The sequence below is a fragment of the Terrabacter sp. LjRoot27 genome, from assembly GCF_964254175.1.
Lineage (GTDB): Bacteria > Actinomycetota > Actinomycetes > Actinomycetales > Dermatophilaceae > Terrabacter.
In genome coordinates this window covers 1,432,144-1,447,715 of the sequence record NZ_CAXUSS020000001.1, presented here as the reverse complement: position 1 = coordinate 1,447,715, position 15,572 = coordinate 1,432,144, and the positions used below count along the sequence as shown (strand labels likewise).

At 70.2% G+C, this 15,572-nt stretch carries 15 protein-coding genes; 1 reads left to right on the top strand and 14 read right to left on the bottom strand.

The genetic code is table 11. The annotated features are described in order from the left end of the window. The first annotated feature begins 98 nt into the window (after positions 1-98). Positions 99-536: a DUF6918 family protein gene (locus tag ACSQ2D_RS06745; RefSeq protein WP_435985201.1), complete on the top strand. Its 438-nt coding sequence runs from the start codon at positions 99-101 to the stop codon at positions 534-536. Between the two features lie 114 nt (positions 537-650). On the opposite strand, the gene ACSQ2D_RS06740 is transcribed toward ACSQ2D_RS06745, so the two are convergent. The 14 genes from ACSQ2D_RS06740 to ACSQ2D_RS06675 form a co-directional block, all read right to left on the bottom strand. Further along, positions 651-2,030 carry an NAD(P)/FAD-dependent oxidoreductase gene (locus ACSQ2D_RS06740; RefSeq protein ID WP_435985200.1) on the bottom strand — a complete coding sequence of 460 codons (1,380 nt, stop codon included), beginning with the start codon at positions 2,028-2,030 and terminating at the stop codon, positions 651-653. 224 nt (positions 2,031-2,254) lie between these two features. After that, the gene (locus ACSQ2D_RS06735; protein ID WP_435985199.1) at positions 2,255-3,973 is read right to left on the bottom strand and encodes a hypothetical protein; all 1,719 of its coding nucleotides are present in this window, start codon (positions 3,971-3,973) and stop codon (positions 2,255-2,257) included. Positions 3,974-4,071: 98 nt separating this feature from the next. Continuing rightward, positions 4,072-5,532 carry a F0F1 ATP synthase subunit beta gene (atpD, locus tag ACSQ2D_RS06730; protein WP_435985198.1) on the bottom strand — a complete coding sequence of 487 codons (1,461 nt, stop codon included), beginning with the start codon at positions 5,530-5,532 and terminating at the stop codon, positions 4,072-4,074. 27 nt (positions 5,533-5,559) lie between these two features. Then, the gene (locus tag ACSQ2D_RS06725; protein ID WP_435985197.1) at positions 5,560-6,498 is read right to left on the bottom strand and encodes a F0F1 ATP synthase subunit gamma; all 939 of its coding nucleotides are present in this window, start codon (positions 6,496-6,498) and stop codon (positions 5,560-5,562) included. 104 nt (positions 6,499-6,602) lie between these two features. Continuing rightward, on the bottom strand, positions 6,603-8,234 hold the full coding sequence (atpA, locus tag ACSQ2D_RS06720) for a F0F1 ATP synthase subunit alpha (RefSeq protein ID WP_435985196.1): 1,632 nt from the start codon (positions 8,232-8,234) through the stop codon (positions 6,603-6,605). A 69-nt stretch (positions 8,235-8,303) separates the two neighbouring features. Continuing rightward, positions 8,304-9,116, bottom strand: a complete 813-nt coding sequence (locus ACSQ2D_RS06715; RefSeq protein WP_435985195.1) for a F0F1 ATP synthase subunit delta — start codon at positions 9,114-9,116, stop codon at positions 8,304-8,306. Next, the gene (locus ACSQ2D_RS06710; protein ID WP_256792623.1) at positions 9,116-9,718 is read right to left on the bottom strand and encodes a F0F1 ATP synthase subunit B; all 603 of its coding nucleotides are present in this window, start codon (positions 9,716-9,718) and stop codon (positions 9,116-9,118) included. The genes ACSQ2D_RS06715 and ACSQ2D_RS06710 overlap by 1 nt, the downstream gene beginning before the upstream one ends. A gap of 56 nt (positions 9,719-9,774) precedes the next feature. Further along, the gene (atpE, locus tag ACSQ2D_RS06705) at positions 9,775-9,984 is read right to left on the bottom strand and encodes an ATP synthase F0 subunit C (protein WP_020142944.1); all 210 of its coding nucleotides are present in this window, start codon (positions 9,982-9,984) and stop codon (positions 9,775-9,777) included. Between the two features lie 135 nt (positions 9,985-10,119). Next, on the bottom strand, positions 10,120-10,902 hold the full coding sequence (gene atpB / locus ACSQ2D_RS06700; protein WP_435985194.1) for a F0F1 ATP synthase subunit A: 783 nt from the start codon (positions 10,900-10,902) through the stop codon (positions 10,120-10,122). 148 nt (positions 10,903-11,050) lie between these two features. Further along, positions 11,051-11,353 carry a hypothetical protein gene (locus ACSQ2D_RS06695; RefSeq protein WP_435985193.1) on the bottom strand — a complete coding sequence of 101 codons (303 nt, stop codon included), beginning with the start codon at positions 11,351-11,353 and terminating at the stop codon, positions 11,051-11,053. A gap of 14 nt (positions 11,354-11,367) precedes the next feature. Beyond that, complete coding sequence (locus tag ACSQ2D_RS06690; RefSeq protein ID WP_435985192.1) at positions 11,368-11,877, bottom strand: hypothetical protein; 510 nt, start codon at positions 11,875-11,877, stop codon at positions 11,368-11,370. A gap of 144 nt (positions 11,878-12,021) precedes the next feature. Next, positions 12,022-13,119, bottom strand: a complete 1,098-nt coding sequence (locus tag ACSQ2D_RS06685; RefSeq protein ID WP_435985191.1) for a glycosyltransferase family 4 protein — start codon at positions 13,117-13,119, stop codon at positions 12,022-12,024. A 44-nt stretch (positions 13,120-13,163) separates the two neighbouring features. Beyond that, positions 13,164-14,441 carry a serine hydroxymethyltransferase gene (gene glyA, locus ACSQ2D_RS06680; RefSeq protein ID WP_435985190.1) on the bottom strand — a complete coding sequence of 426 codons (1,278 nt, stop codon included), beginning with the start codon at positions 14,439-14,441 and terminating at the stop codon, positions 13,164-13,166. Between the two features lie 48 nt (positions 14,442-14,489). Continuing rightward, entirely contained in the window at positions 14,490-15,506 is a 1,017-nt protein-coding gene (locus tag ACSQ2D_RS06675) for an L-threonylcarbamoyladenylate synthase (RefSeq protein ID WP_435985189.1), read from the bottom strand. Between the last annotated feature and the right edge of the window lie 66 nt (positions 15,507-15,572).

Sequence of the window (15,572 nt, the reverse complement as noted above, 5' to 3'; positions counted from 1 at the left end):
GTGTGCTCTGCAGTTTAGTGCCTCTGCGAGGATGCTCCGTACGCGAGGTGGCGCAGGCCGCTCGCGCCGATTCCCCACCCTCCACAGGAGTCCTATCCATGAGCACAGCCGTGTCCGACGCCCTCCTCGAGCCGACCCGCCGCCCGGTGGCCGTCGAGACCCTGACCGACGTCATCGACGCCGAGGTGGCCGACAAGTCCGGACTGGGCGGAGCCGCCGTCAAGGCGGGCTACGCCGCCGCCAAGAAGCTCGGCGGCAACTTCGTCACGAGCGCCACCGACCGCCTCCTCCCCCAGTTCGCGAGCGCCCTCGACCCGTTCTGGGCCACCAAGGGCGACTCGTCGTTCGGGGCGCACCTCGCGGCCCAGCCCGACGCCGCGGCCGACGCCCTCCTCGCAGTGACCGACGCGAAGGCCGCCAACACCTCGCACGGCTCGGCCGCCAAGGTCTACGGCTCGCTGCGCGGCAAGGCCAAGGGCCACGTCGTCGCCGCGCTCCCCCGCCTGGGAGCGGCCGTGGAGCGCCTCGTCCCCTGACGCGTCGCGCGCTCGCGGGACCGCGAGCGCGATGACGTCCACGTATGCCGCCGGGCCGGCTCCCACCCAGGAGCCGGCCCGGTCGTGTGCCCGGGGGGGTCGCGGCCGGGCCGGTCAGGACTCGTCGTGCGAGCGGTCCGTCGCGACGCGCGGCAGCTCCGGGCTGAACTCCTCACCGAGGTCGGCGATCGCCTGACGGGCGAAGACCTGCTGCTCGGTCACGACCCGCTCGGACCGTCCGCGGCCGATGAAGGTCACGGCCCAGTGGAGCAGCGTCGTGATCCGGTGCTTGAAGCCGATGATGTAGACGAGGTGGACCGCCAGCCACAGGATCCAGGCGAAGAACCCGCTGAACTGCGCCTTCCCGACCGACGCGACCGCCGAGAAGCGCGAGATCGTCGCCATCGAGCCCTTGTCGAAGTACTCGAACGGCCCCTTGGGCGCCTGGCCCTTGAGACGCCGCACGATCTGCTCGGCGGCGTACCGGCCGCCCTGGATGGCCACCTGGGCGACGCCGGGCAGTCCCTTGAGCGCCATCATGTCGCCGACGACGAAGACCTCGGGGTGCCCGGGGAGGGTGAGGTCGTCGCGGACCTCGATGCGGCCGGCACGGTCGAGCCGGGCTCCGGACTGGTCGGCGAGCTGCTGACCGAGAGGCGAGGCGCTGACGCCCGCGGCCCAGACCTTGCAGACCGACTCGATGCGCTCGCGGCTGCCGTCACCGTGCTCGACCTCGATGCCCGTCGAGTCGACGTCGACGACCTTGGCGCCGAGGCGCACCTCGACGCCCATCTCGGTCAGGCGCTTGACGGCACGGTCGCCGAGCTTCTCGCCGAAGGAGCCGAGCACGGCGGGAGCCGCGTCGAGCAGGATGACCCGCGCCTTCGTCGGGTCGATCCGGCGGAAGTCGCGCTTGAGGGTGCGCCGCGCGAGCTCGGAGATCTGACCCGCCATCTCGACACCGGTCGGGCCGGCACCGACGACGACGAACGTCATGAGGCGGTCCACCTCGTCCTGCGTCGTGGCGAGCTCGGCGAGCTCGAACGAGCCGAAGATCCGGCCCCGCAGCTCGAGGGCGTCGTCGATCGACTTCATCCCCGGGGCGTGCCGGGCGAACTGGTCGTTGCCGAACCACGACTGACCGGCGCCGGCCGCGACGATGAGGGAGTCGTAGGGCGTGACCGTCTCACGACCGACCGCGGTGTGGGTCACCGTGCGCGCCTGGAGGTCGATCGTCTCGACCTCGCCCAGCAGCACCTTCGCGTTGTCCTGGCGGTGCAGCACCTCGCGCGTCGAGGGGGCGATCTCGCCCTCGGAGAGGATGCCCGTGGCCACCTGGTAGAGCAGCGGCTGGAAGAGGTGGTGCGTCGTGCGGGCGATGAGGGTCACGTCGACGTCGGCGCGCTTCAGCTTCTGTGTGCTGAACAGACCGCCGAAACCCGATCCGATGACCACGACCCGGTGGCGCGGGGCCTGCTGGGTGGGCGTGCTCACGATTCTCCTTGTCCTGGACGTGTGTCCTTGGGCTGTGTCTTGGTGCGAGGTGCTGGGCTCGTCGGCGCTGACGACTGCATCTGAGTCAACACCGTGAGTCGTACCCGCATGCCCCGCAGGCGACGCCGCGGGCGTCGCGAGGCTGCGGTTCTCGTCACAGTGCTGATCACAGCGCTCGACGTGGTGCTCACGGTCGTCGGTGGCCGCGCCGCGGGTCGGGGCGCTCATCCCGCACGCCTGAGAACCACGAGCTGCGAGGTCTGCGACACGACGCGGTAGTGGGCCACGACCCAGTCGCGCAGCGGGTCGGCGTCGTCGACGTAGCGGTGGTGGCCGTAGCCCGGCCAGAAGTCCCGAGCCGCCACGACGCACTCCGGCACCCGCCCCGAGCGGTGCATCCAGTCCAGCACGCCCTGGCTCGTCGGGCCGAAGAAGTCCATCCAGACGATCGGGGTGTCGAAACGGAGGTCGGCGTAGAGGAAGGCCGCCGGGTGGATGTAGTCGAGGGCACCGTCACCGGGCCGCGCGCACGCCTGCACGGCCTGCTGGTTGGCCTCGAGCTCGGCGCGGTGCTGCTCCGTGGTCCGCAGTCCGGCGAACGCACCGTCCGGCGCGTCCACCACGAGGGCCGACGGTGGTCCGTCGCGGAAGCTGTTGAGGGCGTGGACCGTGCCGAGGGAGGCGAGCAGCAGACCGGCGAGCGCCACCTTGGCCGGGCGCGTGGCGAGGTGCACCAGCGCGGCGACCGTCACGGCGAGCAGCCCCGGCGCCAGCACCGCTCCCGTCGCGCCCCACACCGGCCCGGACGACGTGAAGGCGGCGAGGAAGGGCATGCCCACGAGGGTCGGCGTCAGGCCGAGGACGGCCAGGCGTGCCACGGGACCCCGGTCCCGCGCCGCGACCACGACGAGCACCGGCAGCAGGACGACGACGAGGACCGTGCCGAGCAGCGGGGTGAGCCACGACAGCACCGTGTAGGTCGTCGAGACCACCCCGCTCTGGAGGGCCTGGACCGTGACCGCGGCGACCGCGAGGAGCACGAGCGGCAGCCGCAGCCGCCGTGCGGCCGGGGCCGCGGCGAGCAGGACGAGCGGCACGGCGAGCAGGACCCACGGACCGGCGAGCGAGGTCCCGACCTGCGAGGTCCACCGGCCGAGCCGGTCCCAGCGACTCGGGCGCGTGGCCTGGTAGGCGTCGGTGAACGCCACCGTGGCCGAGATGTCGGCCAGGCCCCAGACGGCGACCACCAGCACCCCGACGACGACCCCGACGACGAGCGTCCCGGCGACGACCGCCACCACACCGGGCCGCGCCGACACCAGCCCGAGGAGGCCGCCGCGACGCCCGGTCGGCAACGACCCCGACGGCCCTGACCTCGACGGCCCTGACCTCGACGGCGCCACGTCGAGGCGCCAGAGCAGCACGACGACCACGACGAGGAGCGCGGCCGCCGCCGGTGCCGTGACCGGGTGGCTCACCGCCCCGAGCGCGGTCGCCGCCCCCGCCGACACGGCATACGGACGCGCGCAGCGGACGCAGCGGACCGTGGCGCCCAGCGCGCAGCACACCGCCAGGAGGTACATGAGGGCGGGCGTCGTGTTGTACGACAGGACCTGCTGGTTGTACGCCGCCGGCACGAGAGCGACGGCCAGCGCGCACGCGCTCGTCCCCCGGCCGAACGCCGGCACGATCGCCCGCCAGCACACGGCGCCGACGCCGGCGCACACGAGGACGAACCACACCCGGGACGCGAGCACCAGCCCGTCCAGCCCGACGAGGTGCTCCCACGCCCACACGAACGGGACCGCGGGCCAGGCACCGAGCACCTGGACGTTCATCTCGTCCCGGAACGGGACATCACCCCGGGCGAGCCGCAGCGACAGCTCCACGGCGTGGGAGCTGTCGCTGAGGTCGACCCCGTAGCGGGCGCGAACGACCGCCACGGCCACAACGGCCGCCGCGAAGACCGGTACCCACGGACGACGGACGGGGAGGGCCCAGAGGGCACCTCCCCGTCCTCGGGTGAATCGACCCATCCAGGTCAGAGGTTCTTCTGGATCTCCGCCCACTGGCGCTCGACGTCGTCGAGGCCACCGCACATGAAGAAGGCCTGCTCGGCGACGTGGTCGTACTCGCCGTCGGCGATCTTCGTGAACGCCTCGATCGTGTCGGACAGCGGCACGGTCGAACCCTCGATGCCGGTGAACTGCTTGGCGACGTAGGTGTTCTGCGACAGGAAGCGCTGGATGCGACGAGCGCGGTTGACGAGGATCTTGTCCTCTTCGGAGAGCTCGTCGATACCGAGGATCGCGATGATGTCCTGGAGCTCCTTGTTGCGCTGGAGGATCGACCTGATGCGCACGGCCGTGTTGTAGTGATCGGCCGCCACGTAGCGCGGGTCGAGGATCCGCGAGGTCGAGGACAGCGGGTCGACAGCCGGGTAGATACCCATCGACGCGATGTCACGCGAGAGCTCGGTCGTCGCGTCGAGGTGCGCGAAGGTCGTGGCCGGCGCCGGGTCGGTGTAGTCGTCGGCCGGCACGTAGATCGCCTGCATCGAGGTGATCGAGTGACCGCGCGTGGACGTGATGCGCTCCTGCAGGGTGCCCATCTCGTCGGCCAGGGTGGGCTGGTAGCCCACGGCGGACGGCATGCGGCCGAGGAGGGTCGAGACCTCGGAGCCGGCCTGCGTGAAGCGGAAGATGTTGTCGATGAAGAGGAGCACGTCCTGCTTCTGGACGTCGCGGAAGTACTCCGCCATCGTCAGCGCCGACAGAGCGACGCGCAGTCGCGTGCCCGGCGGCTCGTCCATCTGGCCGAAGACGAGGGCGGTCTGTCCGAGGACGCCCGCCTCCTCCATCTCGACCATGAGGTCGTTGCCCTCACGGGTGCGCTCACCGACACCGGCGAACACCGACACACCACCGTGGTCACGGGCGACACGGGCGATCATCTCCTGGATGAGCACCGTCTTGCCGACACCGGCACCACCGAAGAGGCCGATCTTGCCACCCTGGACGTACGGGGTCATCAGGTCGATGACCTTGATGCCCGTCTCGAACATCGTGGTCTTGGACTCGAGCTGGTCGAAGGCCGGGGCCTTGCGGTGGATGCCCCACCGCTCCTTGACCTCGAGCGTCTCGCCCTCGGCGAGGTTCATGCACTCGCCGGTCGTGTTGAACACGTGGCCGAGGGTCACGTCACCGACGGGGACGGTGATGGGGCCGCCGGTGTCCTGCACGGCCGAGCCGCGCACGAGACCGTCGGTCGGCTGCAGCGAGATCGCACGGACCATGTTGTCGCCGATGTGCTGGGCGACCTCGAGGTTGAGGTTCTTCGTCTCGCCGGCGAGGGTGACCTCGGTCGTGAGCAGGTTGTACTGCTCGGGCATGGCGTCGACGGGGAACTCCACGTCGACGACCGGGCCGATGATGCGGGAGATGCGTCCGACGCCGCCCGCGGGCGGGGCCGTCCACGTGGTGTCGCTGACAGTTGCAGTCATGGTGGTCTGCTTCCTTACCTGTGGGCGTTACTTCTTGGCGTCGGCGAGGGCGTTGGCGCCGCCCACGATTTCGCTGATCTCTTGGGTGATGCCGGCCTGACGGGCCTGGTTGGCGAGGCGCTGGTAGGTCTTGATCAGCTCCGTCGCGTTGTCGGTGGCCGACTTCATCGCCCGCTGGCGGGCGGCGAGCTCGGAGGCCGCCGAGCTGAGCAGCGCGGTGAAGATGCGGTTGCGGACGTACTTCGGCAGCAGCAGGTCGAGGACCTCGGACGCGCTGGGCTCGAAGGAGTACTCCGGCGGGATCTGGCCCTCGTCGTAGCGGTTCACGCTGAGGTCCAGGCTCTCGTCGTCGCCCGCCGCGTCGGCCTCGACGACCTCGAGAGGCAGCAGGCGCAGCACGAACGGGTCCTGGCGGACCATCGAGCGGAAGCGGGTGAACACGACGTGGATCTCGTCGTGGCCACCCTCCTCCGTGGGCTTGAGGAAGTCGGCCGTGATGCGGTCGGCGATCTCCTTGGCGTTCTCGAACGTCGGGGCGTCGGAGAAGCCGGTCCACTCGGCGGCGTAGTCGCGCTTGCGGAACTTGAAGTAGCTCACGGCCTTGCGACCGACGAGGTAGGGCACGACCTCCTTGCCCTCCGCGGTCAGCTTGGAGATGAGCTCCGCGCTCTCCTTGATCGCCGCGACGGAGTAGGCACCGGCAAGTCCGCGGTCCGCCGTGATGATGACGACGCCGGCCCGCTTCGCGGTCTCCTTCGCCGTCGTCAACGGGTGGTCCTCGTTCGTGTTGGTCGCCACCGCGGACACGGCGCGCGTCAGCGCGGTCGTGTACGGCATCGCCTCGGTGGCCCGCTGGCGGGCCTTGACGACGCGTGCGGCCGCGATCAGCTCCATCGCGTTGGTGATCTTCTTGATGGAGTTGACGGACTTGATGCGCTGGCGGTAGATCCGCATCTGCGCTCCCATGTGCTCCGCCTCTCTTGGTCTCTAAAGTCTGTGGTTGCCTGCGGGGTGGGCTCACGCCCGCTTCCGTATGCCGCCCGGCTGGCCGGGCGGCATACGGAAGGTGGTCACTTCTGCTTGACGATCTTCGCCTGGGTGATCTGGTCGTCGGCGATCTCGTCGAACTCCTCGTTGCCGGCCTCGAGGCCGTCCTTGCCGGTGCCCCGGAAGGTGAACTTGACCTCGTCGACGACCTTGGACAGGGCCGTCTCGGTGTCCTCGTCGAGCTTGAGGGTCTCGCGGATCGTCTGGAGGATCTTGCCGTCACGGCGCAGCGTCTCGAGCAGCTCGGTCTCGAAGGTGCGCACGTCCTCGACGGCGACGTCGTCGAGCTTGCCGGTCGTGCCGGTCCAGATCGAGACGACCTGCTCCTCGACGGGGTACGGCGAGCTCTGCGGCTGCTTGAGCAGCTCGACGAGACGCGCACCACGGGCGAGCTGGGCTCGCGACGCGGGGTCGAGGTCGGAGGCGAACATCGCGAACGCCTCCATGGCGCGGAACTGCGCGAGGTCGAGCTTGAGTCGACCAGCGACCGACTTCATCGCCTTGATCTGCGCGGCACCACCGACTCGGGAGACCGAGACACCCACGTCGATGGCCGGACGCACGTTGGCGTTGAACAGGTCGGCCTGCAGGTAGATCTGGCCGTCCGTGATCGAGATGACGTTGGTCGGGATGTACGCCGAGACGTCGCCGGCCTTGGTCTCGATGATCGGCAGACCCGTCATCGAGCCGTGGCCGAGGTCGTCGGACAGCTTGGCGCAGCGCTCGAGGAGCCGCGAGTGCAGGTAGAAGACGTCACCCGGGTAGGCCTCGCGGCCCGGCGGGCGGCGCAGCAGCAGCGACACGGCGCGGTAGGCCTCGGCCTGCTTGCTCAGGTCGTCGAAGACGATGAGGACGTGCTTGCCCTGGTACATCCAGTGCTGGCCGATGGCCGAGCCGGTGTAGGGCGCGAGGTACTTGAAGCCCGCCGAGTCGGACGCGGGGGCCGCGACGATCGTGGTGTACTCCAGGGCGCCGGCCTCTTCGAGCGTGCCGCGGACCGACGCGATGGTCGAGCCCTTCTGGCCGATTGCGACGTAGATGCAGCGGACCTGGGCGTCGGGGTCGCCCGACTCCCAGTTGCGCTTCTGGTTGATGATCGTGTCGATCGCAACCGTGGTCTTGCCGGTCTGGCGGTCGCCGATGATGAGCTGGCGCTGACCGCGGCCGATCGGCGTCATCGCGTCGATCGACTTGATGCCGGTCTGGAGCGGCTCGTGGACCGACTTGCGCTGGACGACGTTGGGTGCCTGCAGCTCGAGGGCGCGACGCTCCTCGGACTTGATGTCGCCGAGACCGTCGATCGGGTTGCCGAGCGGGTCGACGACGCGGCCGAGGAAGTCGTCACCGACCGGGACCGAGAGGACCTCGCCCGTGCGCTTGACGGTCTGGCCCTCCTCGATGCCGGCGAAGTCACCGAGGACGACGACGCCGATCTCGTGGACGTCGAGGTTCAGCGCGAGGCCGAGCGTGCCGTCCTCGAACTGGAGCAGCTCGTTGGTCATGGCCGAGGGCAGACCCTCGACGTGAGCGATGCCGTCACCGGCGTCGGTGACGCGGCCGACCTCTTCGCGGGAGGCCGCGCCGGGCTCGTAGGACTGGACGAACGAGTCCAGAGCGTCCCGGATCTCCTCCGGACGGATCGAAAGCTCCGTCATGTCAGATCTTCTCCTCGGTTTCGACCCGCGTGACGGGCCGGTGGTTGATCACAGCTGGTGGTGGGTGCCTCAGGCACCCATGGCCCGGCGGGCCGCGTCGAGCTTGCGGATGACGGTTCCGTCGATGAGCTCGTCACCGATCTCGACCTTGACCCCGCCCATGACCCGGGGGTCCACGACGGTGTTGACGTGGACCGTGCCGCCGTAGATGGCAGCCAGGCCCGCGGCGAGGCGGGCACGGTCGTCGTCGGTGAGCGGGACGGCCGAGGTGACGGTGGCCGTCTGCTGCTCGCGGCGGCTCGAGGCCGTCTCGAGGTACTTCTCGAGGACCCGGTCGAAGCGCAGGCCGCGCGGGGCGACCACGGCCTGACGGGCCAGCACGAGGGTCTCCGGTGCGACCTTGCCGAGCAGGAGCGAGGACACGAGGTCGGCCCGCCTGTCGGCAGGCGCCTGCGAGTCGGCCAGCGCCGAACGCAGCGGCGCGTCGGCCGCCACGATCCGCTCGAAGCGGAACAGCTCGTCCTCGACGCGGTCGGCGCGGCCTTCGGCCTCCGCCTGCGCGATGACGGCCTCGACCGCATACGACTCGACCGTGTCGGTCAGGTCACGCTCGGAGCTCCAGCGCTGCCCGAAGGCACCCTTGAGCACGACGAGCGTCCCGGCGCTGACCTTGCCCCCGAAGAGCCGCTCGGCGAGCTGGGCCTTGTCGACGCCCTCGCGGGACGGGTCCGCCACGGCGCGACGCAGGGTCGCGCTGCCGTCGATGATCCCGACGACCGCGAAGAGCTCCTCGGCCAACCGCGAACGGTCGGCACCGGCAGCAAGGACGCCGGTGAGAGCCTCGCGGCTCGCCGCCGCTGCTGCGCGTGAGGGTCCCTGCATCAGGCGTCCCCGCCCTGGCTGCCGGCGGCGCCGCCGACCTTCTCACGCACGACGTCGCCCGACTCGAGCTCGGCGAGGAAACGCTCGACGATGCCCTTCTGACGGGTCTCCTCGTGGAGGGACTCGCCGACGATGCGGCTCGCGAGGTCGGTCGAGATGCGGCCGACGTCACTGCGGAGCGAGACGACCGCCTGCTGGCGCTCGGCCTCGATCTGCTTGTGCGCCGTCTCGGTGATCCGAGAGGCCTCGGACGCCGCGTGCTCGCGCATCTCGGCGATGATCTGCGCGCCCTGGGCCTTCGCGTCCTCACGGATGCGGGCGGCCTCGGAACGAGCCTCGACGAGCTGCGCCTGGTACTGCTCGAGCGCGGCCTGGGCCTGCGCCTGGGCCTCCTCGGCCTTGTTCATCCCGCCCTCGATCGCAGCAGTGCGCTCGGCGTAGATCTGCTCGAGACGCGGCACGACCTTCTGCTTCACGACGACGTAGAGGATCGCGAAGCACGCCAGGCCGAAGAAGAACTCGAGCGGGTGCGGGATGATCGGTGCCGCGGTGGCCCAGAAGCCGCCCTCGCCGCCCTCGGCGGTCACGGTCACTGCTTGCATGAGGTTCTCCTAGAGAGAAAGACGATCGGTGCTTCGGGCTGCCCCGGGGAGGGGCGTCAGCCCTTGAAGACGAACGCGAGCGCGATACCGAAGATGGCGAGCGCCTCGGTGATGGCCATGCCCAGGAAGGCGATCGGCTGCAGCATGCCGCGAGCCTCGGGCTGACGGGCGACGCCGTTGATGTAGGCGGCGAAGATCAGACCGACACCGATACCGGGGCCGATGGCGGAGAGGCCGTAACCGAGGATGGCGATGTTGCCAGTCATGTTTATTCCATTCCTTCTTGTCTTGTCCGGCTGGCGGTTACCAGACGGGCGGGGGCGAAGCTGGTTCGTGGTGCTCGTGCGGTGGTGCAGTTCGTGGTGCGCCGGAGGCGCGGGGAGGCGCGAGGTGGTGCGGCCTCAGTGCTCGTCGGCGACCGCGCCGCCGATGTAGAGGGCGGCCAGCAGGGTGAAGACGTAGGCCTGGAGGAACTCGACCAGCAGCTCGAAGAGCGTCATCACGAAGGCGAAGATCCACGTGACGCCACCGGCGACGACGAGGACGCCGCCCGAGTTGAGCATGTACCAGCCACCGGTGATGAACAGCACGATGAGGATGTGGCCGGCGAACATGTTGCCGAAGAGTCGCAGGGCGAGCGTGACCGGTCGCGTGAAGAGGTCGGTGATGAGCTCGAGGAAGAAGATCGCGGGGATCATCGCCTTGGGCAGGCCCGCGGGCACGAGCGACTTCCAGTAGCCGATGAAGCCGTGCTTGCGCATGCCCACGACGTGGAAGACGACCCAGACGATGAGCGACAGGGCGATCGGGAAGCCGATGCGGCTGAAGGTCGGGTAGCTGAACGGCGGGATGACGCCGAAGAAGTTGTTGACGAGGATCGTCGTGAAGAGCGCGAAGAGCAGCGGCACGAACCGCATGAACTCCTTGCTGCCGATGAGGTCGCGGGCGATGCCGTTGCGGACCAGGCCGTAGACGGCCTCGGTGCCCATCTGGCCACGACCCGGCACGAGCGCCTTCTTCTTCGTCGTGGCGAGCAGCCACCAGACGACGATGCCGGTCGCGACGACCATGAGGAGGATGGGCCGCGTGACCGCCCAGGGGCCGTCGGTCCCGAAGAGGGGCTGCCAGAACTCCTCGACGCCGGGGGCGGTGTAGTCCGTCGGGGCGGCGGCCACGATGCTCACGGGTTACTCCTTTGTAGGTTCTGGGCACTTCGGCTGACGACCTGCGTCAGGGGTGGAGGGTCGGTGCTCGGGAGCGTGCTCCCGGTCGGACCCCAGGTCGGCGGGCCGGCGGGCGACGCGCTGACGGGCGGCACGGAGGCCGTCGGGCTCAATGGGTACCGTATCGGAACCAGATCAGGTAGAGCGACAGGGCCATTCCACCCACGATCCCGACCCCGACGAGCCATGTCGTACCCAGCCAGTGGTCGGCCAGCGCACCGAGTCCGCCGTAGATCAGCGGGCCGGTGAGCATGTACGCGACGGCACGCCAGGCGGAGTCCTGCTCGCGGGTGTTGAACCGGCGCAGCTCCTCGGCCTTGTCCTCGGCCGACAGCTCGGTGGGCCCGGTAGGACCGGTAGGACCGGTGGGCTCCGTCGGCTCGTCGGGCGCTGGTGTCGGTGGCGTGGTCATGGCGACCTCCGGTGTCACGGCTCATCACGCGGCTCCCGGTGGGGTGCCGCCTCGGGCGTCACGTCCGCCGACGCGTCGGGCGTCGCGTCGAGCGAGGCCGCGCCGTCGGGGTCGTACGCGAAGATCCGCAGCCGCTTGTAGGCGCGCATCTCGAAGAAGAGCCAGACGACGGCGCACACCGTGATCGACAGGCCGATCGCGAAGCCCGAGGCCCACGTGACGTCGCGCAGAGCGAACATGACGACGCCGAGCACCAGCACCTTGAAGGTGTAGGTGACCATGACGATCATCATCGTCGTCGTGGGCGGCAGGTCGGCCGTGCGCTTCATGACGAGCAGCGTCAGGCTGAAGAAGAAGAGGACGATGGCGGCGCCGAGTGCGGCCGACCACGCGGCCTTGGGGCTCGAGAAGAGCCCGACGACGACGCAGACCAGGCCCGCCACGGCCGTCGGCAGCAGGGAGCCCCGGAGGAGCTGCGCGAAGGCATCTGACTGTGATGCGTCGCGTGCCGGTGTGGCGCTCAAGAAAACCTGCCTGGGTGCGTCGTGAGGCGTAGTGCGGGCGGGGTTCGGGCTGATCCGGATGGTGCTCGGATCGGTTCTGCGAAAAGGACTTCCGGGCTCCTGTGGTGGTCTTCCCAGACTCCCCTCAGGTGCTTGTGAATGCTATCACAAGCGCTCGGACGGCCTCCACCGCGGGAGCCAGACAGTGAGCACGACACCCATCGCGGCGGCCGCGCTCACGACCGCGAGCGGACGGAGGCCGTCCCAGATGACGAAGGACACCGAGCCCAGGGCCACGATGGCGGCCCACAGGTAGAGGATGAGCACGGCCCGGCGGTGGCCGTGGCCGATGCGCAGCATGCGGTGGTGCAGGTGCATCGCGTCGGGGTGCCACGGTCGCAGGCCGGCGCGCGTGCGCCGGACCACCGCGAGCAGCATGTCGAGCAGCGGCAGCAGCAGGACCGCGAGCGGGACGAGGATCGGCAGGAACGCGGCCGACACGTCGTTGGCGCTGACCTGTCCGGGGTCGACGTTGCCGGTGAGGGTGATCGTCGCCGCCGAGAGCAGCAGACCGAGCGTCAGCGCTCCCGAGTCGCCCATGAAGAGCCGGGCCGGGTGGAAGTTGTGCGGCAGGAAGCCGACACAGCACCCGACGAGGGCGGCCGAGATGAAGGTCGCGGTCGAGAACACGTTGGCCGGCACGAACGAGCGCGACACGATGTAGCTGTAGACGAAGAAGGCGAACGCCGCGATGCCGACGACCCCGGCGGCGAGCCCGTCGAGACCGTCGATGAAGTTGACGGCGTTCGTCGACGCGATGACCACGAGCACGGTGAAGAGCACGAGGACGGGCGTCGGCAGGATGGTCGTGCCGAAGATCGGCAGCGACAGCAGCTGCACCCCGGTGTAGGCCATGAGGCCCGCGGCCAGCATCTGTCCCGCCAGCTTCGTCAGCCAGTCGAGCTCACGGATGTCGTCGAAGGCGCCGAGCAGGCACACGATGCCGGCCGCGGCGACGACGCCGAAGATCTGCTTCGTCGAGAAGAGCGTCCCCAGGTAGGGCAGCGCCCGGGCCACGAGCGCCGCCGCCACGAAGCCGATGTAGATCCCGACTCCCCCGAGCCGCGGGATCGGCGTCTTGTGGACGTCACGCTCGCGGACGGCCGTGAAGGCGCCCGTCGCGACGGCGAGGCTCCGCACGAAGGGTGTGGCGAGATACGTGACCGCAGCGGCCACGATGAGGACGAGGACGTACTCGTGCACCTACCGACCTTCGCTCGGGCGCCGACGCTGGCGTGGGGACTGACTCAGCGAGGGTATGCCGGGAAGCGGGTCACGAGGTCGGTGACCTCCGCGCGCACGTCCTTGCTCACCGCGTGGTCGGGGTCGGCGTCACCCTGGGTGACGGCCCGGTGGATGAGCGAGGCGATCTGCTTCATCTCCTCCAGGCCCATGCCCTGGGTCGTGACCGACGGCGTCCCGACGCGGATGCCCGAGGCGATGTTGGCCTTCTGCGGGTCGAACGGGATGGCGTTCTTGTTGAGCACGATGCCGGCCGCGTCGGCCCGTTCCTCGGCCTCCTTGCCCGTGACGCCGACGCCCTGGAGGTCGAGCAGCGACAGGTGGGTGTCGGTGCCACCCGTCGTCGGGCGGATGCCGAGCTCGAGCAGGCTCGCCGCGAGCTGCTGGCTGTTGGCGATGACGTCGGTGGCGTACTGGGCGTACTCGGGGGTGGCGGCCTCCTTGAAGTTGACCGCCTTGGCCGCGATGGTGTGCATCTGCGGACCGCCCTGCATCATCGGGAAGATCGCCTTGTCCATGGCCGCGGCGTGCTCCGCCTTGCAGACGAGGGCACCCGAGCGCGGGCCACGCAGGACCTTGTGCGTCGTGAAGGTCACGACGTCGGCGTACGGCACCGGCGAGGGGATGGCCTTGCCTGCGACGAGGCCGATGAAGTGGGCGGCGTCGACCCAGAGGATCGCGCCGACCTCGTCGGCGATGGCGCGGAAGCGCTCGAAGTCGATGAGGCGCGGGATGGCGGAGCCGCCGGCGCAGATGACCTTGGGCCGGTGCTCACGGGCCAGGGCCTCGACCTGGTCGTAGTCGATGTCCTCGCTCTGCTTGTCGACGCCGTAGTGCACGGCGTTGAACCACTTGCCGGAGAAGGAGACCTTGGTGCCGTGCGTCAAGTGGCCACCCATCGGCAGCGCCATCGCGAGGATCGTGTCGCCCGGGGCCATGAAGGCGCCGTAGACGGCCTGGTTGGCGCTCGCGCCGGAGTGGGCCTGGACGTTGGCGTGGTCGGCGCCGAAGAGGGCCTTGGCGCGCTCGATCGCGATGGTCTCGGCCTTGTCGACCTCGGAGCAGCCGCCGTAGTAGCGGCGCCCGGGGTAGCCCTCGGCGTACTTGTTCGACAGCGTCGACCCGAGGGCCGTCAGCACGGCGGGCGAGCTGATGTTCTCGCTCGCGATGAGCTGCAGTCCACCACGGATGCGGTCGAGCTCCGACAGGAGCACCCCCGCGATGTCAGGGTCGAAGGACTGCAGGGCACCGAAGTCGGAGCCGTAGAACGTGTCGTCAGCCATGGGAGTTCTCCGGGTGGGTCGGGAGTGGGGCGCGAGCGCGAGCCAACTCTATTGCGTCGTGCCGGGACCGTCGGACGGGCGCTCGGTCGTGGACACGTCGTGCCACTCCCCGAGCGTCTCGGCGGTCTCGTCGGTCTCGTCGGTCTCGTCGGTCTCGTCGGTCTCGTCGGCGTCGCCGGACTCGGTCTCGGTCTCGCCGGACTCGTCCTCGGCCGGCACGTCCTCGGCCGGCACGTCCTCGGCCGGCGCGTCCTCGGCCGGCACGTCCTCGATGGGCGCAGGCTGCTCCTCGGGGACGGCGTCGCCGGCCGCCGCCTCGGCTCCCGGCTCGACGTCGGCCTCCGGGTCCGGCTCGGTCACGGGGTCGGCGGCGGGCGTCGCGTCGGCCTCTGCAGCGGGCTCGGCGTCGGGCTCGGGCGCCTCGAGCACGGGCTCGGGCACGAGGGCCGCGTCGAGCTCGTCCTGGGTGATGGCACCGAGGCGCAGGGTCACGGGGGTCTCGCCCGTGCAGTCGACGATCGTCGAGGCAAGGCCGTCACCGGCCGGGCCACCGTCGAGGTAGACCCCGACGGACTCACCGAGCATCCCGACGGCCTCCTCGACCGTGCGGGCCGCGGGGTCGCCGGTCGTGTTGGCGCTCGTGACCGCCATCGGACCGATGTCGCCGAGCAGCTCGAGGGTGATCTCGTGGGCCGGAACGCGCAGCGCCACGGTCCCGTTGGTCTCGCCGAGGTCCCAGTGCAGCGAGGTCTGCGCCTTGAGGACGAGCGTCAGCGGTCCGGGCCAGAACTTCTCCATGAGCCGCTGGGCGTAGTCGGGCACCTGCGTCGCGAGGCCCTGGGCCGTGCGCGCGGTCGGGATGAGGACCGGCGGCGGCATGTCGCGGCCGCGGCCCTTGGCCGCGAGGACCGAGGCGACGGCGGTGGCGTCGAAGGCGTCGCAGCCGATGCCGTAGACCGTGTCGGTCGGCAGGACGACGATCTCGCCGCGTCGGACGGCTGAGGCCGCGGCCGGGATGCCCTCGGCACGCCCCTCGGGGTCGGTGCAGTCGTAGCGCTCACTCACGGGCAGAGCCTAATGGGGACACGGGCGGCGCCGGGCGCCGGTCCCGGGCCCCGGGCGCCGGTCCCG

Coding starts and splice junctions, on each gene's coding strand:
- glyA (WP_435985190.1), bottom strand. CDS start 14,441: ATGGCTGACGACACGTTCTACGGCTCCGACTTCGGTGCCCTGCAGTCC.
- atpA (WP_435985196.1), bottom strand. CDS start 8,234: ATGACGGAGCTTTCGATCCGTCCGGAGGAGATCCGGGACGCTCTGGAC.
- atpD (WP_435985198.1), bottom strand. CDS start 5,532: ATGACTGCAACTGTCAGCGACACCACGTGGACGGCCCCGCCCGCGGGC.
- ACSQ2D_RS06695 (WP_435985193.1), bottom strand. CDS start 11,353: ATGACCACGCCACCGACACCAGCGCCCGACGAGCCGACGGAGCCCACC.
- atpE (WP_020142944.1), bottom strand. CDS start 9,984: ATGACTGGCAACATCGCCATCCTCGGTTACGGCCTCTCCGCCATCGGC.
- ACSQ2D_RS06725 (WP_435985197.1), bottom strand. CDS start 6,498: ATGGGAGCGCAGATGCGGATCTACCGCCAGCGCATCAAGTCCGTCAAC.
- ACSQ2D_RS06745 (WP_435985201.1), top strand. CDS start 99: ATGAGCACAGCCGTGTCCGACGCCCTCCTCGAGCCGACCCGCCGCCCG.
- ACSQ2D_RS06710 (WP_256792623.1), bottom strand. CDS start 9,718: ATGCAAGCAGTGACCGTGACCGCCGAGGGCGGCGAGGGCGGCTTCTGG.
- ACSQ2D_RS06715 (WP_435985195.1), bottom strand. CDS start 9,116: ATGCAGGGACCCTCACGCGCAGCAGCGGCGGCGAGCCGCGAGGCTCTC.